Source organism: Methylobacterium sp. PvR107 (assembly GCF_017833295.1).
GTDB lineage: Bacteria > Pseudomonadota > Alphaproteobacteria > Rhizobiales > Beijerinckiaceae > Methylobacterium.
Genome location: NZ_JAFIBW010000001.1, coordinates 4,703,407 through 4,721,053 on the forward strand (window position 1 = coordinate 4,703,407; position 17,647 = coordinate 4,721,053).

General features: G+C 68.6%; 13 protein-coding genes and 1 other annotated feature. Of the genes, 5 read left to right on the forward strand and 8 right to left on the reverse strand.

What is annotated here, in order from left to right; genetic code table 11:
• Positions 1-89 precede the first annotated feature (89 nt).
• Positions 90-491, forward strand: a complete 402-nt coding sequence (locus tag JOE48_RS22220; protein WP_091714599.1) for a PTS sugar transporter subunit IIA — start codon at positions 90-92, stop codon at positions 489-491.
• Positions 492-498: 7 nt separating this feature from the next.
• Here the strand turns inward: JOE48_RS22220 and JOE48_RS22225 are convergent, their stop codons facing one another.
• The 7 genes from JOE48_RS22225 to JOE48_RS22255 all read right to left on the reverse strand — a co-directional run bounded on the left by JOE48_RS22225 (position 499) and on the right by JOE48_RS22255 (position 10,042).
• Complete coding sequence (locus JOE48_RS22225; RefSeq protein ID WP_409518646.1) at positions 499-1,383, reverse strand: EamA family transporter; 885 nt, start codon at positions 1,381-1,383, stop codon at positions 499-501.
• A gap of 2 nt (positions 1,384-1,385) precedes the next feature.
• Positions 1,386-2,699 (reverse strand): ATP-dependent protease ATPase subunit HslU, encoded by a 1,314-nt coding sequence (gene hslU / locus JOE48_RS22230; RefSeq protein WP_210032951.1) that lies wholly within the window; start codon positions 2,697-2,699, stop codon positions 1,386-1,388.
• Positions 2,700-2,801: 102 nt separating this feature from the next.
• On the reverse strand, positions 2,802-4,298 hold the full coding sequence (locus JOE48_RS22235) for a SulP family inorganic anion transporter (RefSeq protein ID WP_210032953.1): 1,497 nt from the start codon (positions 4,296-4,298) through the stop codon (positions 2,802-2,804).
• A 60-nt stretch (positions 4,299-4,358) separates the two neighbouring features.
• Positions 4,359-4,414, reverse strand: a sequence feature (sul1 is cis-regulatory element that is thought to sense ions involved in sulfur or methionine metabolism; They are found in Alphaproteobacteria).
• 65 nt (positions 4,415-4,479) lie between these two features.
• Positions 4,480-6,150 carry a methyl-accepting chemotaxis protein gene (locus JOE48_RS22240; protein ID WP_210032955.1) on the reverse strand — a complete coding sequence of 557 codons (1,671 nt, stop codon included), beginning with the start codon at positions 6,148-6,150 and terminating at the stop codon, positions 4,480-4,482.
• A gap of 210 nt (positions 6,151-6,360) precedes the next feature.
• On the reverse strand, positions 6,361-8,046 hold the full coding sequence (locus tag JOE48_RS22245) for a methyl-accepting chemotaxis protein (RefSeq protein WP_210035982.1): 1,686 nt from the start codon (positions 8,044-8,046) through the stop codon (positions 6,361-6,363).
• 497 nt (positions 8,047-8,543) lie between these two features.
• Positions 8,544-9,074: an ATP-dependent protease subunit HslV gene (gene hslV / locus JOE48_RS22250; RefSeq protein ID WP_192707359.1), complete on the reverse strand. Its 531-nt coding sequence runs from the start codon at positions 9,072-9,074 to the stop codon at positions 8,544-8,546.
• Positions 9,075-9,235: 161 nt separating this feature from the next.
• Entirely contained in the window at positions 9,236-10,042 is an 807-nt protein-coding gene (locus tag JOE48_RS22255; RefSeq protein ID WP_210035983.1) for an SGNH/GDSL hydrolase family protein, read from the reverse strand.
• 363 nt (positions 10,043-10,405) lie between these two features.
• Here JOE48_RS22255 and JOE48_RS22260 point away from each other — a divergent pair, with 363 nt between their 5' ends.
• Positions 10,406-11,632 (forward strand): MSMEG_0565 family glycosyltransferase, encoded by a 1,227-nt coding sequence (locus JOE48_RS22260; RefSeq protein WP_210035984.1) that lies wholly within the window; start codon positions 10,406-10,408, stop codon positions 11,630-11,632.
• Between the two features lie 368 nt (positions 11,633-12,000).
• Positions 12,001-12,300: a hypothetical protein gene (locus JOE48_RS22265; RefSeq protein ID WP_210032957.1), complete on the forward strand. Its 300-nt coding sequence runs from the start codon at positions 12,001-12,003 to the stop codon at positions 12,298-12,300.
• Here the strand turns inward: JOE48_RS22265 and selB are convergent.
• Entirely contained in the window at positions 12,297-14,258 is a 1,962-nt protein-coding gene (gene selB, locus JOE48_RS22270) for a selenocysteine-specific translation elongation factor (RefSeq protein ID WP_210032959.1), read from the reverse strand. The genes JOE48_RS22265 and selB overlap by 4 nt on opposite strands.
• A gap of 343 nt (positions 14,259-14,601) precedes the next feature.
• Here selB and JOE48_RS22275 point away from each other — a divergent pair, with 343 nt between their 5' ends.
• Positions 14,602-16,119 (forward strand): CYTH and CHAD domain-containing protein, encoded by a 1,518-nt coding sequence (locus JOE48_RS22275; protein ID WP_210032960.1) that lies wholly within the window; start codon positions 14,602-14,604, stop codon positions 16,117-16,119.
• An 88-nt stretch (positions 16,120-16,207) separates the two neighbouring features.
• Positions 16,208-17,374: a carboxylate-amine ligase gene (locus JOE48_RS22280; protein WP_210032961.1), complete on the forward strand. Its 1,167-nt coding sequence runs from the start codon at positions 16,208-16,210 to the stop codon at positions 17,372-17,374.
• Positions 17,375-17,647 lie beyond the last annotated feature (273 nt).

The window sequence follows — 17,647 nt, forward strand, 5'->3', positions numbered from 1 at the left end:
ATGTCCGGGCAAAAAAGTCGCGTTCGCCTTGTGGGGGGCTGTGCGATGCACAACATGGCAGCACACACAGGACGTTGGAACACGTGTCGATGATTGGCATGGTGCTCGTCACTCACGGGCTGCTGGCGACCGAGTTCAAGGCCGCTCTGGAGCACGTGGTCGGCCCGCAGGATCAGATCGAAACGATCACGATCGGGCCGGAGGACGATATGGAGCTGCGACGACGGGACATCATGTCCGCGGTCTGTCGCGTCAATACCGGAGAGGGTGTGGTGGTGCTGACCGACATGTTCGGCGGCACACCGTCGAATCTCGCGCTCTCCTGCATGAACGGCGGATCGGTCGAGGTCGTCGCGGGGATAAATCTGCCGATGCTGATCAAGCTTGCCAGCGTCCGCGACGAGGAGAATCTCGGCGACGCGGTGCTCCACGCCCAGGAAGCCGGTCGCAAGTATATCAACGTCGCCTCGCGCGTTCTCGCCGGCAAGTAACCGCCGCTCACGTCTCCAGGATCGCCACCGGCGGCGCCGATCGCCGCGAACCGACCGTGATCCCCACTGAGGCCGCGATGACGAGGCCGATCGCGAGCCATTGTACGGCGCTGATTCGTTCGCCCAGCAGCACGAGGCCGGCACAGGCCGCGACGGCCGGTTCCAGGCTCATGAGCACGCCGAAGCTCTTCCGGTCGAGGCGCCGAAGGGCCACCATCTCCAGCGAGTAGGGCAGGGCGCTCGACATGATCGCGACCGCCAGCCCGGAGAGCAGGATTTCAGGCGCGAGAAGGCTCGCACCCGCCTCGGCCACACCGAACGGTGCCGCCACGAGTGCGGCGGTGAACATGCCGAGCGACACCGCCTGGCCGCCATCGACCCGGCCGGCGCGCTGGCCGAACAGGATGTAGAGTGCCCAGGCGAGCGCCGCCCCGAGATCGAGCGCGACGCCGACGGGATCGAGCCCGTCGGTCGTGGCGATCGGCAGGAGCAGCATCAGCCCGATGACGGCAAGGCCGATCCACAGGAAATCGGACCGGCGCCGCGAGGCGATCAGCGCGACGGCCAGGGGCCCCGCGAACTCGATCGCCACGGCCGGACCGAGGGGCAGCCGCGCCAGGGCGAGGTAGAACAGCAGGTTCATCAATCCCAGGGCCGAACCGTAGAGCGCGATCCAGCCCGCCTCCCGCGCCGGCAGGCATCGCCGCCACGGCCGCCACACGGCGATGAGGATCAGCGCCGAGAAGCCGACCCGCAGCGCGGACGTCCCGGCCGCACCGATGGCCGGGAACAGGCTCTTGGCGAAGGTCGCCCCGCACTGAAGCGAGACCATGCCGGCGACCAGGGCCGCGACCGACAGCCCGACTGCGGACGGGGCGCCCCGCCCGAGGATGCTCACAGGATGAACCGGCTCAGATCCGCGTTGGCCGCGAGATCCTGCACCCGGGCGCGCACATAGGCGGCATCGATCGGGACGGTCTCGCCCGACCGGTCGGTCGCCGTGAACGAGATCTCGTCGATCACCCGTTCCAGGACCGTCTGCAGACGGCGGGCACCGATATTCTCCACCGAGGAATTCACCTCGACGGCAACCCGGGCGAGCGCGTCCACCGCGTCTTCCGTGAAGGCGAGGGTCACGCCCTCGGTCTGCATCAGGGCGACGGTCTGCTTGATCAGGCTCGCCTCGGTCGTGGTCAGGATCTGCTTGAAATCGTCCACGGTGAGCGGCTGCAGCTCGACCCGGATCGGAAGGCGCCCCTGCAATTCCGGCAGGAGGTCCGCGGGCTTCGAGACGTGGAAGGCGCCGGAGGCGATGAAGAGGATGTGGTCGGTCTTCACCGGGCCGTGCTTGGTGGCGACCGTCGTGCCCTCGATCAGCGGCAGCAGGTCGCGCTGCACGCCCTCGCGGGAGACGTCGCCGGACGCGCGGCCCTCGCGGGCGCAGATCTTGTCGATCTCGTCCAGGAAGACGATGCCGTTGTTCTCGACCTCGCGGATCGCCTCGCGCACCAGCGCCTCGTCGTCGACGAGCTTATCGGATTCCTCGGCCATCAGCGGCGCGTAGGCGTCCCGCACCAGGATCCGCCGCGGCTTGCCGCGCTGGCCGCCGAGCGCCTTGCCCAGCATGTCGCCGATGTTGATCGCCCCCATGGACGCGCCCGGCATGCCGGGAATCTCGAACATCGGCATGCCGGCGGGCGCGCCGGCAGCCAGCTCCAGCTCGACCTCCTTGTCATCAAGCTCGTTGTTGCGGAGCTTGCGGCGGAAGCTGTCACGGGTGGCGGCGCTCGCGGTGGGCCCGACCAGCGCATCGAGGATCCGGTTCTCCGCCGCGGCCTCGGCCTTGGCCTTCACGCCCTCGCGCTTCACCTGACGGGTCAGGCCGATCGCCACCTCCACGAGGTCGCGGACGATCTGCTCCACGTCCCGGCCGACATAGCCGACCTCGGTGAACTTGGTGGCCTCGATCTTCAGGAACGGCGCGTTGGCGAGGCGGGCGAGGCGCCGGGCGATCTCGGTCTTGCCGCAGCCCGTCGGGCCGATCATCAGGATGTTCTTGGGCGCCACCTCCTCGCGGAGCGGACCGGTGAGCTGCTGGCGGCGCCAGCGGTTGCGCAGCGCGATCGCGACGGCGCGCTTGGCGTCGTGCTGCCCGACGATGAAGCGATCGAGTTCGGACACGATCTCGCGCGGAGAGAACGTCGTCACCGCTTAGCCATCCCTGTTTCCCGGCCCGAAACGCTGGCCCTTCGCGGGAATGGGGTCGCGCGCCGCCGCGCGCAAGAGGCCGCGCGCGCGCGAATAGCCGCCTCAATGGCTTGCCAGCGACGGCGCCGCGCCGGCTTTGTCGTGCGTGCCGAACCGCTCGACCAGGGTGGCGCTGGCGGCATTGAGGCCGATCACCTCGACGCTCCGTCCCCGCGCGCGAGCCTTGAGGACCGTGCGGTCGAGGGCGGCGACCGCCGAGATGTCCCAGAAATGCGCGGCGTGCACGTCGATGACGAGGCGCTCGACTGGCTCAAGCACGTCGATCGCTTCCGTGAAGGTCCCGGCCGAGGCGAAGAAGACCTGGCCGGTGACGTGATAGGTCCGGGTCCCACCATCGGCGGAAAGCGCGGATGTCACCCCGCTCAGCCGCGACACTTTCCCGGCGAAGAACACGCCGGACAGGAGCACGCCCACCAGTACGCCGATGGCGAGGTCGCGGGTTGCCACCACGACCAGGACGGTCGCCAGCATCACCGTCGAGGACGGCAGGGGGTTGGTGCGCAGCTGCGCCAGCGAGCGCCATGAGAAGGTGTTCAGCGAGACCATGATCATCACCGCCGTGAGCGCCGCAACCGGAACGACGGCGAGCAGGCCCTGCAGTGACACGAGGAGGGCCAGCAGGAAGGCGCCGGCCACCAGCGTCGATAGCCGCCCGCGCGCCCCCGACGAGACGTTGATCACCGACTGGCCGATCATCGCGCAGCCGCCCATGCCGCCGAACACCGCCGAGGCCATGTTGGCGACACCCTGGCCGATGCATTCGCGGTTCTTGTCGCTGCCGGTATCGGTCATGTCGTCGACGATCTGCGCGGTGAGCAGGCTTTCCAGCAGCCCCACCGCCGCCAGGGTCGCCGCGTAGGGCAGCAGGATCTGCAGTGTTTCGAGGGTGAGGGGCACATCGGGCAGGGCGAAGCTCGGCAGCGCCGAGGGCAGGGCGCCCAGATGCGAGACCGTCCGGACGTCGAGGTGGAACGCCGCCGTCAGCGCGGTCAGCACCGCGATCGCCACGAGCGGTGACGGGATCGCCCGCGTGATCCGCGGAAAGCCGTAGATGATCGCGAGACCCAGGGCGATCAGCCCGTAGGTGGCGGGCGTGACGCCGGTCAGCTCCGGAAGCTGCGCCAGGAAGATCAGGATCGCCAGCGCGTTGACGAAGCCGGTCATGACCGATTGCGACACGAAGCGCATCAGCCGGCCGAGCTTCAGCAGGCCCGCGAGGATCTGGATCAGCCCCATCAGGATGGTGGCGGCGAACAGGTACTGGACGCCGTGCTCGCGCACGAGGTCGACCATCACGACCGCGGTGGCGGCCGTGGCCGCCGAGATCATCGCCGGGCGGCCGCCCGCGAATGCGATCGTGCAGGCGATCACCACCGAGGCGTAGAGGCCGACCTTCGGGTCGACTCCGGCGATGACCGAGAACCCGATGGCTTCCGGGATCAGCGCGAGCGCGACGACGATTCCCGACAAGGCGTCGGCACGCACGTTCGACCTCCACCCGTGAAGGAGGCCGGCCAGTCTCGATACTGTGTGTGACATGTAAGTTCCGCACGGGACGCGTGTCCGCAGGCTTGGGCGGAGCGATCAGCGTCTCGAATGCGTGGTCCGGCGGATCGGCGGCCGGAAGAGCCACCCGGGCTTTCACCGGGTCCTTGCGAATGCCCGGACCCTACGGGCCCCTGCGCTGCAATGCAATATCGCTTCGAAGCGGCGCCGCGGCTCAGGCGGCGCGCACCTGTGCCACGAAGCCGGCGACCTCGCCGCCGAGCCCGTTGGAGCGGCGCGCGATGTCGGCGGCCGCGTCCAGCACCTCGGCCGCGCTGGCGCCGGTCTGGCGGGCGGCCTCGAGGACATGCGCCATCGTCTCGGTGACCGACCGGGTGCCGCTCGCGGCCTCGGACACGCTGCGGGCAATCTCCTGCGTGGCGAGCTGCTGCTCCTCCACCGCCGCGGCGACGCCGAGCGCGATACCGTGGACCTGCTCGATCGTGCCACCGATCTCCTCGATGGCGGCGACAGCCTCGTGGGTCGCGGCGCGCATGGCGGCGATCTGGCCGGCGATTTCCTCGGTGGCCTTGGCGGTCTGGGTCGCGAGGTCCTTCACCTCGGTGGCGACGACAGCGAAGCCGCGGCCAGCTTCGCCGGCCCGGGCGGCCTCGATCGTAGCGTTCAGCGCCAGGAGGTTGGTCTGGCCCGCGATCGTCGAGATGAGGGAGACGACCTGCCCGATGCCGTCGGCACTGCGGGCCAGCGCCTGCACGCTGGTGCGCGTCCGCCGCGCCGCCTCGACAGCGCTCTCGGCGGCGGTGGACGTCTGGGTCACCTGAACCCCGATCTCGCTCGCGGTGGCGGCGAGTTCCTCCGTGGCGGCCGCGACCGCCTCGACGTTGTGCGCGGTGGTCTCGGCCGCGCGTGTCACCGCCTGCGACTGCGCGCCGGTGTGCTCGGCGTTCCCGGCCATCGCGGCGGCGGTGCGCTCCATCCCGGCCGCAGCGCCCGCGAGATGATCGACGAGGCCGCCGATGCTGCCCTGGAACCTGTCCGCGAGACCCGACATCTCGGCCCGCTTGCGCGTCGTCGCCTCGACGCCCATGCGCTCGTTGTCCTGTCGCAGGGCTTCGGCGTCCCGCATGGTCGCGCTGAAGACCTGCATGCTCGCCCAGATCGCCCCGATCTCGTCGCGGCTGGGCTTGATGGCCGGCAGGACGTGATCGCCGCGCGACAGGCGTTGGATCGCATCCGAGACCGCCCGAAGCGGCCGGGCGATCTGGCGCTGCCCCACGAGCAGGCCGAGCGCGCCGCAGATCAGGGCTCCGGCCAGGGCGAGGCCCACGAGAAGCAGCGTCCGCGCCTGGAACAGCGCCTGCGTCTCGCCCTTGATGGCCGCCATCTCGGCACGCCCCTGGTTCACCAGGGTATCGATGCTCGCCTGGAAGGCTTTGCGGTTGGCACGGTTCGCGTCGTTGAAGCCGAGCTCGGCGGCAGCGCGGGGGCTCACCGTCTCCCCCGCCTCCGCGAGGGTCGTGCGCAGCGCCCGGAAGGCGTCGGCATTGCGCGTCATCGTGTCGAAGAGCGGTCGTTCGGCCTCGGTCACCAGTGGCGCCCACGCGGCGCGCAGCGCGTCCATGTCGGCCAAGCTCTTGCGAAGGCCGGCGGCATATTTCGCCGCTTCGGCCCGGTCGGCGGACGCGTAGACGCCGCGCGAGTCCATAGTGACTTCGGCGGCGAGGCGGTTGAAGTTCGCGGCGTTGAGTGCGCGGATCGAGGCATTCTCGACACGCGTCAACGACTGCTCGAAGCTTTGGAGCGTCGCCACGCTGACACCGGCGACGACCAGCGTCGTCAGGCTGCAGGCCGCCACAAAGCCCAGGAGTTTTGCGCCGATTTGCATTGTATTCCAACCCCGAGGCGTGGTTGGAGAAAAATGGCGCTAATTGTTCAAAAGCCCGTTAACTCACTAGCGGGATCTACACTGGTTTCCGCCTGAATTCAGCTGGACGCGTGGTTCGCCCATCGGTCATCGAAGCGCTCCAATCTGCACCTCCCGGTCTCCTCTCGCCGGGAGGTGCGCCGATCAACGCGATCAATCCTGGCGGCGCTCTCACGCCGCCCGCACGGTCTCGAGAAAGCGCCCGACCTCGGCCGTGAGGCTTTCGGACTGGCGCGACAATTCCGAGGCTGCACCGAGGACCTGATCGGCCGCGGCACCCGTCTCTTCGGCCGCGCCGGCGACGCCGGAGATGTTGGTCGTCACCTCGCCGGCTCCGAGAGCCGCCTGCGCGACGTTCCGAACGATCTCCTGCGTGGCCGCGCCCTGCTCCTCGACGGCTGCCGCTATGGACGTGGCGACACCGCTGATCTCACGGATGCGACCGGTGATACCGCCGATGGCCGCCACGGCCTGCCCCGTCGAGGCCTGGATCTGAGCGATCTGGCCGGAGATCTCATGCGTGGCCTTGGCGGTCTGCTCGGCCAACGCTTTCACCTCCGCGGCCACCACGGCGAAGCCCTTGCCCGCCGCGCCGGCCCGGGCGGCTTCGATGGTCGCGTTGAGCGCCAGCAGATTGGTCTGTCCGGCGATGTTGGAGATCAGGCCGACCACATCGCCGATCCGGGCCACGGACCCGCTCAACTCCTGGACGAGAGCGCCGGTCTGGTCGGCATCGCTGACGGCGCGCTGCGCCAGCTGAGCCGAGCCGTTCACCTGCCGGCCTATCTCCTGGACGGACGAACCCAGTTCCTCGGCTGCGGCCGCTACGGTGTTGACGTTCGAGGCGGCTTCCTCCGCCGCGGCCGCCACGGTGGTCGATTGGCTCGACGTCTCGGTCGCGGTCACCGACATGGTCCTGGCGGTGGCCTGCAACTGCGTGGCCGAGGACGAGACCATGCCGACGATGCCGCCGATTGCGCGGTCGAAGTCGTCCGCCAGCTTGATCATGGTCTTCCGCCGTTCGGCCGCCGCCGCCGCATCGGCTTTGCGCTTCGTCTCAGCGTCCGCGGCCGCCTTCTCGGCCACCATCGCCTTGATGCCCTCCACGGCCTTCCCCACGGCGCCGATCTCGTCGCCGCGCTGCGCCTCGGCGATCTGCGCCTCGATCTCGCCCCGCGCCATCCGCTGAAGCACGGCGACCAGCCGGCTCAGAGGCCGTGTGAGCATCGCGAAGACCAGGATCGCCAGCAGACCTGCGATCACGACACTGGCCGCACTGCCGAGGATGCTCGTGAGGTAGGCCGTCCTGAAGGATTGCGCCTGCGCGCTGCTCCGGATGGCGAGGAGATCCCGCTCCGCCTGCGCGGCGTCGTCGACCTTGGCGCGCAACGCATCCATCGACGCCTTTCCGGCGCCTCCGGCCTCGAGCTGCTGGGCCTTCGCGAGATTGCCCGCCTCGACGAGCGCGATCTCCTTCGCGGCGACGTCCGACCACGTCTGAGCGGATCGGCCGACAGCGTCGAGGCGCCCTTGCTGTTCGGCGTTGTCGGCGGTGAGCGACCTCGCCGACGCGATGACGGCCGTGTAGGCCTTCTGGCCCGCGCGGAAGGGTTCGAGGAACTTCGGATCTCCAGACAGGAGGTATCCGCGCAGACCGGTCTCCTGATTGACCATCGACATGGTCAGGCCTTCGAGTTCCGTCAGAACTTTATAGGTGTGTTCCGTCAAACCATTGGTGTGCTCGATCGATGATAAACGACTGTATCCGACTGCACTGATGCCAATGGTGACTGCGGTCAGTGTTCCGAAGGCAACCGAGAGCTTGGTTACGATCCCAATATCGTTGATGAAGCGCATCCTGCAGTTCCTACTAGGCGACGACATCATCGAATTGCTGATCTCGCGGGAACGTATTAATTTGTACCGTGTAAAATTTGTCTTACTTCGTGCAGGCTGGGTGAGCGCTCGAAGACATCGACAATGATTCGCAGGCGTGAACGTCTGTCGATCCGCAGCCAGGCCGAGACTATGCGAGTCAGGTATTGCGAGCGTCAGCAGGCCGACTGGCCGGGCACCTGATGAGCAAGCGGATGCCATGCCCGAGATCTCATTGGGCAAGTCTTGCGCGAATATGAGTTTTGGTCCAGGCGCAAAGATATTAATTGCCTCAGCGCGTATCCGCAATCTTGGCAAAGATGTCGCTGATGGATTCGTTTATGATCGGGAACAGGATGCGCCGCCAGTCTGCGGTCGAAACCGCGGACCGGCACGCACGGAACTGCTCGTTCGCCTTAAGTCTCGCGCGTCACGGTGTTTTGATCATGCGCGTTCGCAGGATGGATTGCTGCGGCGGTTCAGGCCGCGTCGAGCGCTTCGATCACGAGATTGCCGTTCGTGTAAACGCAAATCTCGGCTGCGATCGCCATGGCGCGGCGCACGATCGCCTCCGCGTCGAGTTCGCCATCTTCCAAGGCGCGTGCGGCCGCGAGCGCATAATTACCGCCCGAACCGATTGCCATCACGCCGCTCTCCGGCTCCAGCACGTCCCCCGATCCCGACAGGAGAAGGCTTACGTCGCGATCGGCGACCAGCATCATCGCTTCGAGGCGACGCAGGTAACGGTCGGTCCGCCAGTCCTTCGTCAGCTCCACGCAGGCCCGGGTCAGCTGGCCGGGATATTGTTCGAGCTTCGCTTCGAGGCGCTCGAACAACGTGAAGGCGTCGGCCGTGGCACCCGCGAACCCGCCGATCACCGCCCCCTTCGCGAGACGCCGGACCTTTCGGGCGTTGCCCTTCACGATCGTCTGGCCGAGGCTCACCTGACCATCGCCGCCGAGCACGACACGGCCGCCCTTCCGGACCATCAGGATGGTGGTCGCGTGCATCTGAGGCGGGTTGCCCCGGTCGTCATGCCTGAATGCGTCTTGGCTCAAGATTCGGCTCCGCTCTCGATCGCGCCGAGATGGGGAGCCTTGTCGGCGGCGTCCAGCCGCCGATCCACGATGACCGCGCAGCAGCACCCGCATCCGTGGCGATAAAAGAGGTCTTACTCCGCGACGGCCTCGGCCGTCTGCGTGCTGCCGGCATCCTGCAGGATCGATTGCGCCGCCGCCTCGGCGAGAAGGGCGTAGCCGCGATCAGCCATGTGCAGGCCGTCGGAGGCGAACAGCTGCTTCGCGGTCAGCTTTCCCTCGCGCACCCAGCCGTGCATCAGGTCGGCCCGGCGGATGACCGGCACGTCGAGCTCATCCCCGATGCTGCGCACCGCGTCCAGGAACCGCGACGAACCAGGCGTCGCCTCGAGCTTCGGGCACCATTGCGGCTCCATGAGCACGACATCGATGCCGGCCTCACGGATCCGCCGGATCGCCGCCACCGTGGCCTCACGGAAATGGTCGATCGAGACTCCGCGCAGGGGATCGTTGCTCCCCGTCTGCCAGATGACCAACTGCGGCTCGGCCGCGATCACATCCCGATCAAGGCGTGCCAGCATGTCGTCCACGTGCTCACCGCCGATGCCGCGGTTGATCACGGCGACGTCGATCCCGCGCAGCTTCTTGCGCAGATCGATCTGGAGACGCGCCGGGTAGGCGTTGGCCGGGCTGGAAGCGCCCACACCCTCCGTCGATGACGAGCCGAAGGCCACGATCTTCAACGGCGCGCCGATCGCGATCTGGCGCGCAACATGCGGCAAGTCCGGGCTTTCCCGCAGGTCGAGTCCGAGAAGATCCAGCGAATCCGGAAGCAGGTCCGCGTAGGCCAAGACGGCCGTTGGCACGACCAAGAGGCTACAGAGGACACCAAGCCGGCGCAGCATCTTCCGGAGCGGCCGGGCGGGACCAACGCTGTTCATAGTCTGGGACAAGGGACCGACTGCTCCGGCTCTCGTGAGCAACGGATACAATCTGACACACCCGCCTGCAAAGTGGGGTTCCGTCCTTCGCTTTAATGCGCGTTGAATTCGTAACACAAAATTATCGAACTCGGCCGCCGAGGATCGGGATGGCCGGGCGGGCAAAACTGATCCTGCTGCTTGCGTCCGTCGGCTGCGGGCGGTGTCAGGCGACAGACCGATGGTGCAGGCCGGCGTCGAGAGCCCCACGCGGCACGAACCATGCGTCGAGACTGCTGCGGATCTCCGGCAGGGCGGCGGAGAACGCGGTTCGGAATTTCGGGCGCGACTCCGGACCGGCTGCGAGCCACGACAGGTCGTCCCTTGGTCGACAGCTTGCGCATCGCGATCCTCACGCGCTCGACCGAACCCTGCGGCAGCACGGTCCATGCGCTCGCCCTCGGCGAAGCGCTCTGCGCACACGGGCACGAGGCCGTGGTCCACGCCCCGGATCCCAGCGGGCGCGGCTTCTTCCGTGACGCAAGGTGCCCGGTTGTTTCGGTGTCGGCCAAGCCGGTGACCGGAACGGCCGCTGCCCTGGTGGGTACTCGGATCGCCGATTACCTCGCCCATTTCTCGACGCCGGCGGCGTGCGACTTCGACATCTTTCACGCGCAATGCGGCATCAGCGGCAACGCGCTGGCGACCCTGACCCGCCGCCGCCTCATTCCCGGTTTCGTGCGTACGGTGCATCACGTCACGATGGTTGCCGAGTCCCAGCTCGCACAATGGCAGGAGCGCGCGATCGTCGATGCCGGCCGGCTGCTCTGCGTCAGCCGGACCGGAGCCGCAGAGCTGCTGGCCGAGTTCGGGATGCGGGCCGACATGATCGGCCATGGTGTCGACGGCGCGGTGTACCGGCCGGAGCCTGAATCCGGCGACGGTGATCTGCGCCGCCGGCTCGGGCTCGGCGCAGGGCCCGTCTTCCTCAGCGTAGGCGGGTTTGCGCTGCGCAAGAACACGCTCACGATCATCGAGGCTTTTGCGGCCATCCGTCAGCTTGTCCCGGATGCGCAACTCCTCGTGGCTGGCGGCGACGCGCGCGCCGACCATGCGGGCTACGAGGCCCGGTGCTGCGCCTTGCTCGAGCGCGCGGGCTTGGCGATCGGTCCGGGCCAGCCTGTGATTCGCGCCGGACCGATGACGCAGGCGGACATGCCAAGCCTCTACCGAATCGCCGACACGTTGATCGCGCCATCCCTGACCGGCAGCTACGGCCTTTGCGTCCTGGAAGCCATGGCGTGCGGGACACCGGCGATCATCTCGGCGCAGTCGTCCGGCGTCGATGGCCCTGCCTTGGTCGAGACCCTCACGGCCGACCCTGACGATGCCGGTGCGATCGCATCGGCGATGCGCACGAGCCTGGAGCCCGCGCGCCGTGCACAGTTTCGCAACGCCGGCCGCGAAGTCGCCCGCGCTCACACCTGGGAGACCTGCGCTGCCCGCCACCTGCCGATCTACGAGTCCTTCGCGCCTAGCCGCAAGCCGTTGATGCCCGTGGCCACGGGCTCGGCAGCCTGGAATATCCAGCGGTTCCCGCGCGATGCCTGAGACCCACTTCCTGATCCGCTGGCCGGGCGGATCCGGGAAACATGCTGCTCGCCGTCGCCGGTGGACAAGGATCACCTCTCGGTCGGTCAGGCCCCCCCGGTCGAGGAACTCGCGGCCCTGAGCTGCCTGGCCCTTGGTATGGCTCACACGCGTGTTCGGCCCCGCCTCGGTGATCCCTCCGGCCGGACACAAGCGCAGCCGGCCCGGATCGAGCCATCGGCGCGCCGTCCGGAGCCCGGTACAGTCCAGGCCGAGCTTTTCGAGGCGTCAGCCGTCGCCCGCCGGCCGACGTGGAGAACCGACACGGGAGCAGTGCCCGAACCGGTCGGGTTGTTCGCATATCTTCCCGCAGACGACAGGCGAAGGCGATGAAGATCCGGATTGCCGCGGCGCTGATCCTGGCCGCGACCCCAGCCGCAGCGCAGACGCGACTCTCCAGCACGACCATGACCTGCCAGCAGACCATGCGGCTGATCCAGGCGCGGGGTGCCCTGGTGCTCGGAACCGGCGGCATGACCTACGATCGATTCGTCCGGGACCGAACGTTCTGCGAGCCGACCGAGATCGCCAAACGCGCGTTTCGCCCGACCCGGGACAACCCGAACTGCCTGATCGGATACACCTGCTACGAACCTGGTCCTGGCGACTGGCCCGGCGAGGATTTCTAGGCCGAACCCTCGCCGGTGGAGTCCGGCTCCAAACCGACGATCACCCGGCGATCCCCCGCCCGACGGGTGAAGCCGACCGCGTCGAGGTGCTCGAGGAGGGGAATCGAAAACTTGCGCGAGATTCCCAGGGTCGCGCCGGCCTCTCGGGCCAGGAAGCCCGACTCGGCCGTGGTGGCGTGAGGAAAGGCTTCGGCAAGACGCGCCCGGGCACCCGCCACCGCCTCCCGGTGGAACAGCACCGCGCGGCGTTGCACGCGATCGACAGCGCGGATCACCGTGCCGGCTCCGACCAGATATGTCAGGGCCTCGCGTCGGCGCACGTCGCGACCCACGGCGTCGCTTTCGTCCGGCGGGTTGAGGCCGGCGCGGCGGAAGAGCTGCTCCAGCCGGCGCGCGGCCTCGCTTTCGTTCCGAGCCGGATCGAAATCGGCGCGCCGCCACAGGGTTCCGGCCTGGGTGACCGCACCTGAAGCGGCGAGAGCCCGCAGGATTGTGGCGGTGAGCGCTTCAGCGAGGGACAGCGAGCGGGACAGGCGCTCGATCGTAATTCCGTGCTCCATCGGGTTGTCACGATGGTGCTGCGACAGGGCTGCCAGTGCGCCGGTGCGAAGGGCCTCGAAGGCTCCGGCCCCGATGAGCCGCTCGCCGACGTCCCGCGCGCCGGCTTCGACCAGCAATGCCCGAGCGCGCTCCGGGGCCACGCCCGCGAGCCGAGCCAGTTCGGGCAGCACTGCGCCGGCCGCGCCGGCCTGCCCGAGACGGACCGCGATCACCTCGCTCGGCCGGCCGGTCGCGAGCTTGGCGAGATCAACCATCACGCGCGGATCGTTGCGCCGCCGCCGCCGGCTTTCCGGGTCGATCACGCGGCCGCCAGCGACCGTCGCCGCCGGGGAATCGAGCCGCAGGACGAAGGGCTCCCGAGCCGGCACCGCAACCGGCTCGGCGAGGTGCAGCTGCGCCTGGCAGCTCGCGCCCGGTTCGAGCGCGTCGCGGTCGAGCAGTCGCAGCCGGGCCTCGACCTCCGTGGTGCCGACCAGCAGGCGGCAATTGGTGCCAGCGGCCAGCGCTGCCTCCGCGCTGGCCGCGGCCGTGATCGCCACATCGAGCCAATGACTCGGCGCGAGCAGGCCCGGCAGCGACAGGGCCTGACCCCGGGCGATCTCGTCGAGGCCGATGCCGCGCAGGGCGACGGCGGTCCGACGCCCGGGCTCGGCGCGCTCGACCGGACGGCCGTGAATCTGGAGGCCGCGGACCGTGGCAGTCCGGCCGCCGGGCGCGATCTCAACGGTGTCGCCGACCGCGAGCGGGCCGCGTCGCAGCGTGCCGGTCACGACGGTACCGAAGCCCGGCCGCGAGAACACCCGATCGACTGGCAGATATGGAAAGCCGTCGTCGATGCTGGGCTCGCCTTCGACGAGCAGCGCCGACAAAGCCGCGGCAAGCTCTGAGAAGCCCGAACCGGTGATCGTGGAGGTTGCGATGACGGGACCCGCCTCGAGACCGGCGCGGGACGCCGCGGCGGCGATCTCGGCCGACCGCGCCGCGATCGCGTCGGGCGTTGCGAGATCCGTCTTGGTCAGCGCCAGCACGCCGCGACGCACGCCGATCAGGCGGGCGATCTCCAGATGCTCGACGGTCTGCGGCTTGATGCCTTCCTGTGCATCGACGGCGAGAAGGACGGCCCGCATGCCGGTGGCGCCCGACACCATGGCGCGCACGAATCGTTCGTGACCGGGCAGGTCGACGAGGTCGATCTCACCCTGGTCCGAGGACAGCAGGGCGAAGCCCGGGACGATCGATACGCCGCGGGCCTGTTCTTCCTTGAGCCTGTCCGTCTCGATCCCGGTGAGCGCACGCACCAAAGCGGTCTTGCCGTGATCGACATGCCCGATCACGCCGACGAGGAGGGTCTTCAACGCAGCCACCGACCGGATGATCTCCGCGGTGCTACCGTCCACGCCGGGCGCACCACTCTCGTAGCAAGGGAAGTCTGCCTCACCGGTTCAACATCGAACCGCGAGCCTCCGGACGATCGGGACCGGAGCGAGAAAGGCGGATTGGATTGTGGACAATTTGTTTTGCCACGCGATTCGGTTTTGGGAAAGCGCGTTTTTAACGCGGCGCAACATGCCTCATCCGCATACGGCGATGCTCTTGCGCCCTGCTTGATGCCGTGAAAGCGTCTGTGTCCCTCAGCATGCTTCACCGGATGGCGAGCCTAAGTGGCATCAGCGCGACCCTTCGATGCAACCGGCTGAGTGCCTCGCGCCATCCGGCAAGGCAGGTCACAAAGAGGAGAGCATGAGCGACACCGATAGCGCCGCCCCGGCAGAGCCCCGCGAGATCGAGCTGAAGCTCGACTGCGCAGGTCCGGACCTGACCGCACTCGCCGCCCATCCGCGGCTGGAGGGCGCTGCGGCCCTGGAACCCGAGCTTCTGGTCACGACCTACTACGATACGCCGGGCCGCGACCTCAGGGCGGCTGGCCTGACCCTGCGCGTGCGCGCCAAGGGTAGCCGCCATATCCAGACCGTGAAGGCGGGCCGCGGCGATGTCGGCCTGTTCAATCGGGCCGAGTGGGAATCCGAGATCGTCGGCGAGACGCCGGACCCGGCGGCCTGGGCCGGGACCGCAGCCGAGCAGGTCCTGCGCGAGGCCGATGCGCCCCTGGAGCGTCTGTTCTCCACCGTGGTCAGGCGCCGTGAGATCCCGGTCGAGCAAGGCGCGTCGAAGATCCTCGTCACCCTGGACGAGGGCCGTGTCGAAGCTCCGACCGGCGATGCGTCGCTCTGTGAAGTCGAGCTGGAACTTCAGGAGGGCGATCCGGCCGACCTCTTCCTGGTCGCTCAGGCGCTCGCCGAAAGCGTGCCCCTGCGCCTGTCGGTGAAGGCCAAGAGTGCCGTCGGATTCGCGCTTCTCGACGGCAAGGGACCATCCATCGCCAAGTCCGAGATCCTGGACCTCCCGGAGGGTGCGAGCACGGGCGACGTCTTTCGGCGCGTCGCGCGGGCCTGCCTGCGCCACATGCGCCTCAACGAGACGGCGTTTCTTGAGGGCGGCCGGGCACCCGAGGCGTTGCATCAGATCCGCGTGGCGCTGCGCCGGCTGCGCTCGGCCCTGTCACTGTTCGCGCCCATGCTGGAGGGCGATCCGCGGGCGGAGGGCTTCAACGACGAGATCAAGCGGGTGACCGAGCCGTTCGGCCATGCCCGCAACCTCGATGTGTTCCTCGGACACACGCTGCCGACCCTTGTCGAGGAGCGTCCGGATGATCAGGGTCTCGACGGCCTGCGCGAGCGGGCGGAGGCGGAGCGGGAGCGCGCCTACGACGCGGTTCTCGCAACCTTGGAGAGCCCGCAATGGCGCGGCCTCATCATCGAGTTCGCCGGCTGGATCGAGGCCGGCTCCTGGGCGGCACAGCCGGCGGCCAAGGAGGACGGTCGCGATTTTGCGGCCCGCGTGCTCGACAGGGCCCGTCTGCGGCTCAAGAAGCGCGGCCGCGGCCTCAAAAAGCTTGACCCCCATACCCGCCACCGTGCCCGCATCGCCGCGAAGAAGCTGCGCTACGGCGCGGAATTCTTCGCCGGCCTCTTTCACAAGAAGAAATCCCGGCGGCGGCAGGAGAAATTCGGGGCCGCCTTGTCGGACCTTCAGGACCACCTCGGCGTGCTGAACGATCAGGAGACCGCGCGCGCGATGACCGAGAGCCTGTCCGGCCCGCCGATGCCGGGCCCGGACGATCCCGGGGCACAGAAGCTGCTTGAGGCTGCCGCGGACGCCCGGGCCGAGCTCCTCGACGTGAAGCCGTTCTGGCGCTGACGCGTCTCGCGGCACCGCACGGTCCGGAACTTGGCCGGTGCGGTGGCGTTCGCCGGAAGGTCCGCCCGGGCGCGGGCAGGGAGCGCCGATGGCCCACGCCTACAGGTTCGGTATTGAGGAGGAGTTCTTCCTCGCCGATGCCCGCACGCGCGGGACGCCGCGCGCCGGGCTCCGGGCCTTCCACGCCGCCGTGCGGGCCCGCCTCGACCATGCCGAACGGGAGCAGCTTCAGTGTCAGGTCGAAGTGGCCTCTCCGCCGAGCGCCGACGTCGCCGAGGCCAGGGGGCACCTCGCTGACCTGCGGCGCAGCCTCTCGGAGATCGGCACCGAGCGGGGGGTTCTGCCCTTCGCGGCGGGCACGCATCCCACGGCGCGCTGGCGCGACCAGCGTCCCACCGACAAGGCGCGCTATCACGGCATCATGGCCGACCTCCGCATGCTCGGACGGCGCAACCTCGTCTGTGGCCTCCATGTCCACGTCGAAGTTCCGGACCCGGAGGCACGGATCGGGCTGATCAACCGGCTGCTGCCGTTCCTGCCGGTGCTGCTGGCGCTCTCGACCTCGTCGCCGTTCTGGCAGGGCCGGCAGACCGGGCTGGCCGGCTACCGGATGCGCGCCTATGCCGAGCTGCCGCGGACCGGTGTGCCGGAGCTGTTCGCAGACGAGGCCGACTACGCCCGCTACGTCGATGTCATGACCAGGGCCGGCGCCATAGCGGATGCCAGCTATCTCTGGTGGCACCTGCGCGCCTCGCTCAAGTACCCGACGCTCGAATTGCGGGTGGCCGACAGCTGTACGCACCTCGACGATGCGCTCTGTATCGCGTCGCTGTTCCGGTGCCTCGTCCGGCACGTCGTACGGGACCGGACCTGCAATGCCGGCATGACCGCGGCGTCACGGGGCTTCGTGATGGAGAACCTGTGGCGGGCCGAGCGCGACGGCATCCGGGCCACGCTTATCGATGAGGCCCGCGCGCAGGCCATAGCCTTGGATGCGAGCGTCGATAATGTGCTCGGCTTGATCGCCGAGGACGCCGACGCTCTGCACTGCGCCGAGGCCTGCGGGCGCGCACGCGCGATCGCGGCCGATGGGACGAGCGCGGATCGTCAAATGGCTGTCTTCGCGGCCGCGCGCCGGTCCGGATCCACGGAGCGCGCAGCACTCTCGGCCGTGGTGGACCATCTCGCCAACGAAACCGCCGCCGGCACGACGCTCGGGCCTGGGGGGCACCCGAACAACGTTCCGGCGGCGTGACGACGGGACAGGATCCGGCTGAGGGGGGGTGTCGGAGCCTGCGATCCGCCGACCGCGCTTTGACGGCGCGGTTGTCTTGATGAGTCGCACACGCATGTTGCCGAAGCGTGTCTATTCGTCGAATCGATCACCGATTTGCCTGTATTCGGCGGATCTGATCGGCTGTCATCTGCCCATGCCGGCGTCGCGTCGACGGCCTGCACCGCAATGGCTTCCCTATCGGCCGTGCTCTGCTATCCCTCACACGTTTTCCGCAGCCACCCGCGATCGTCC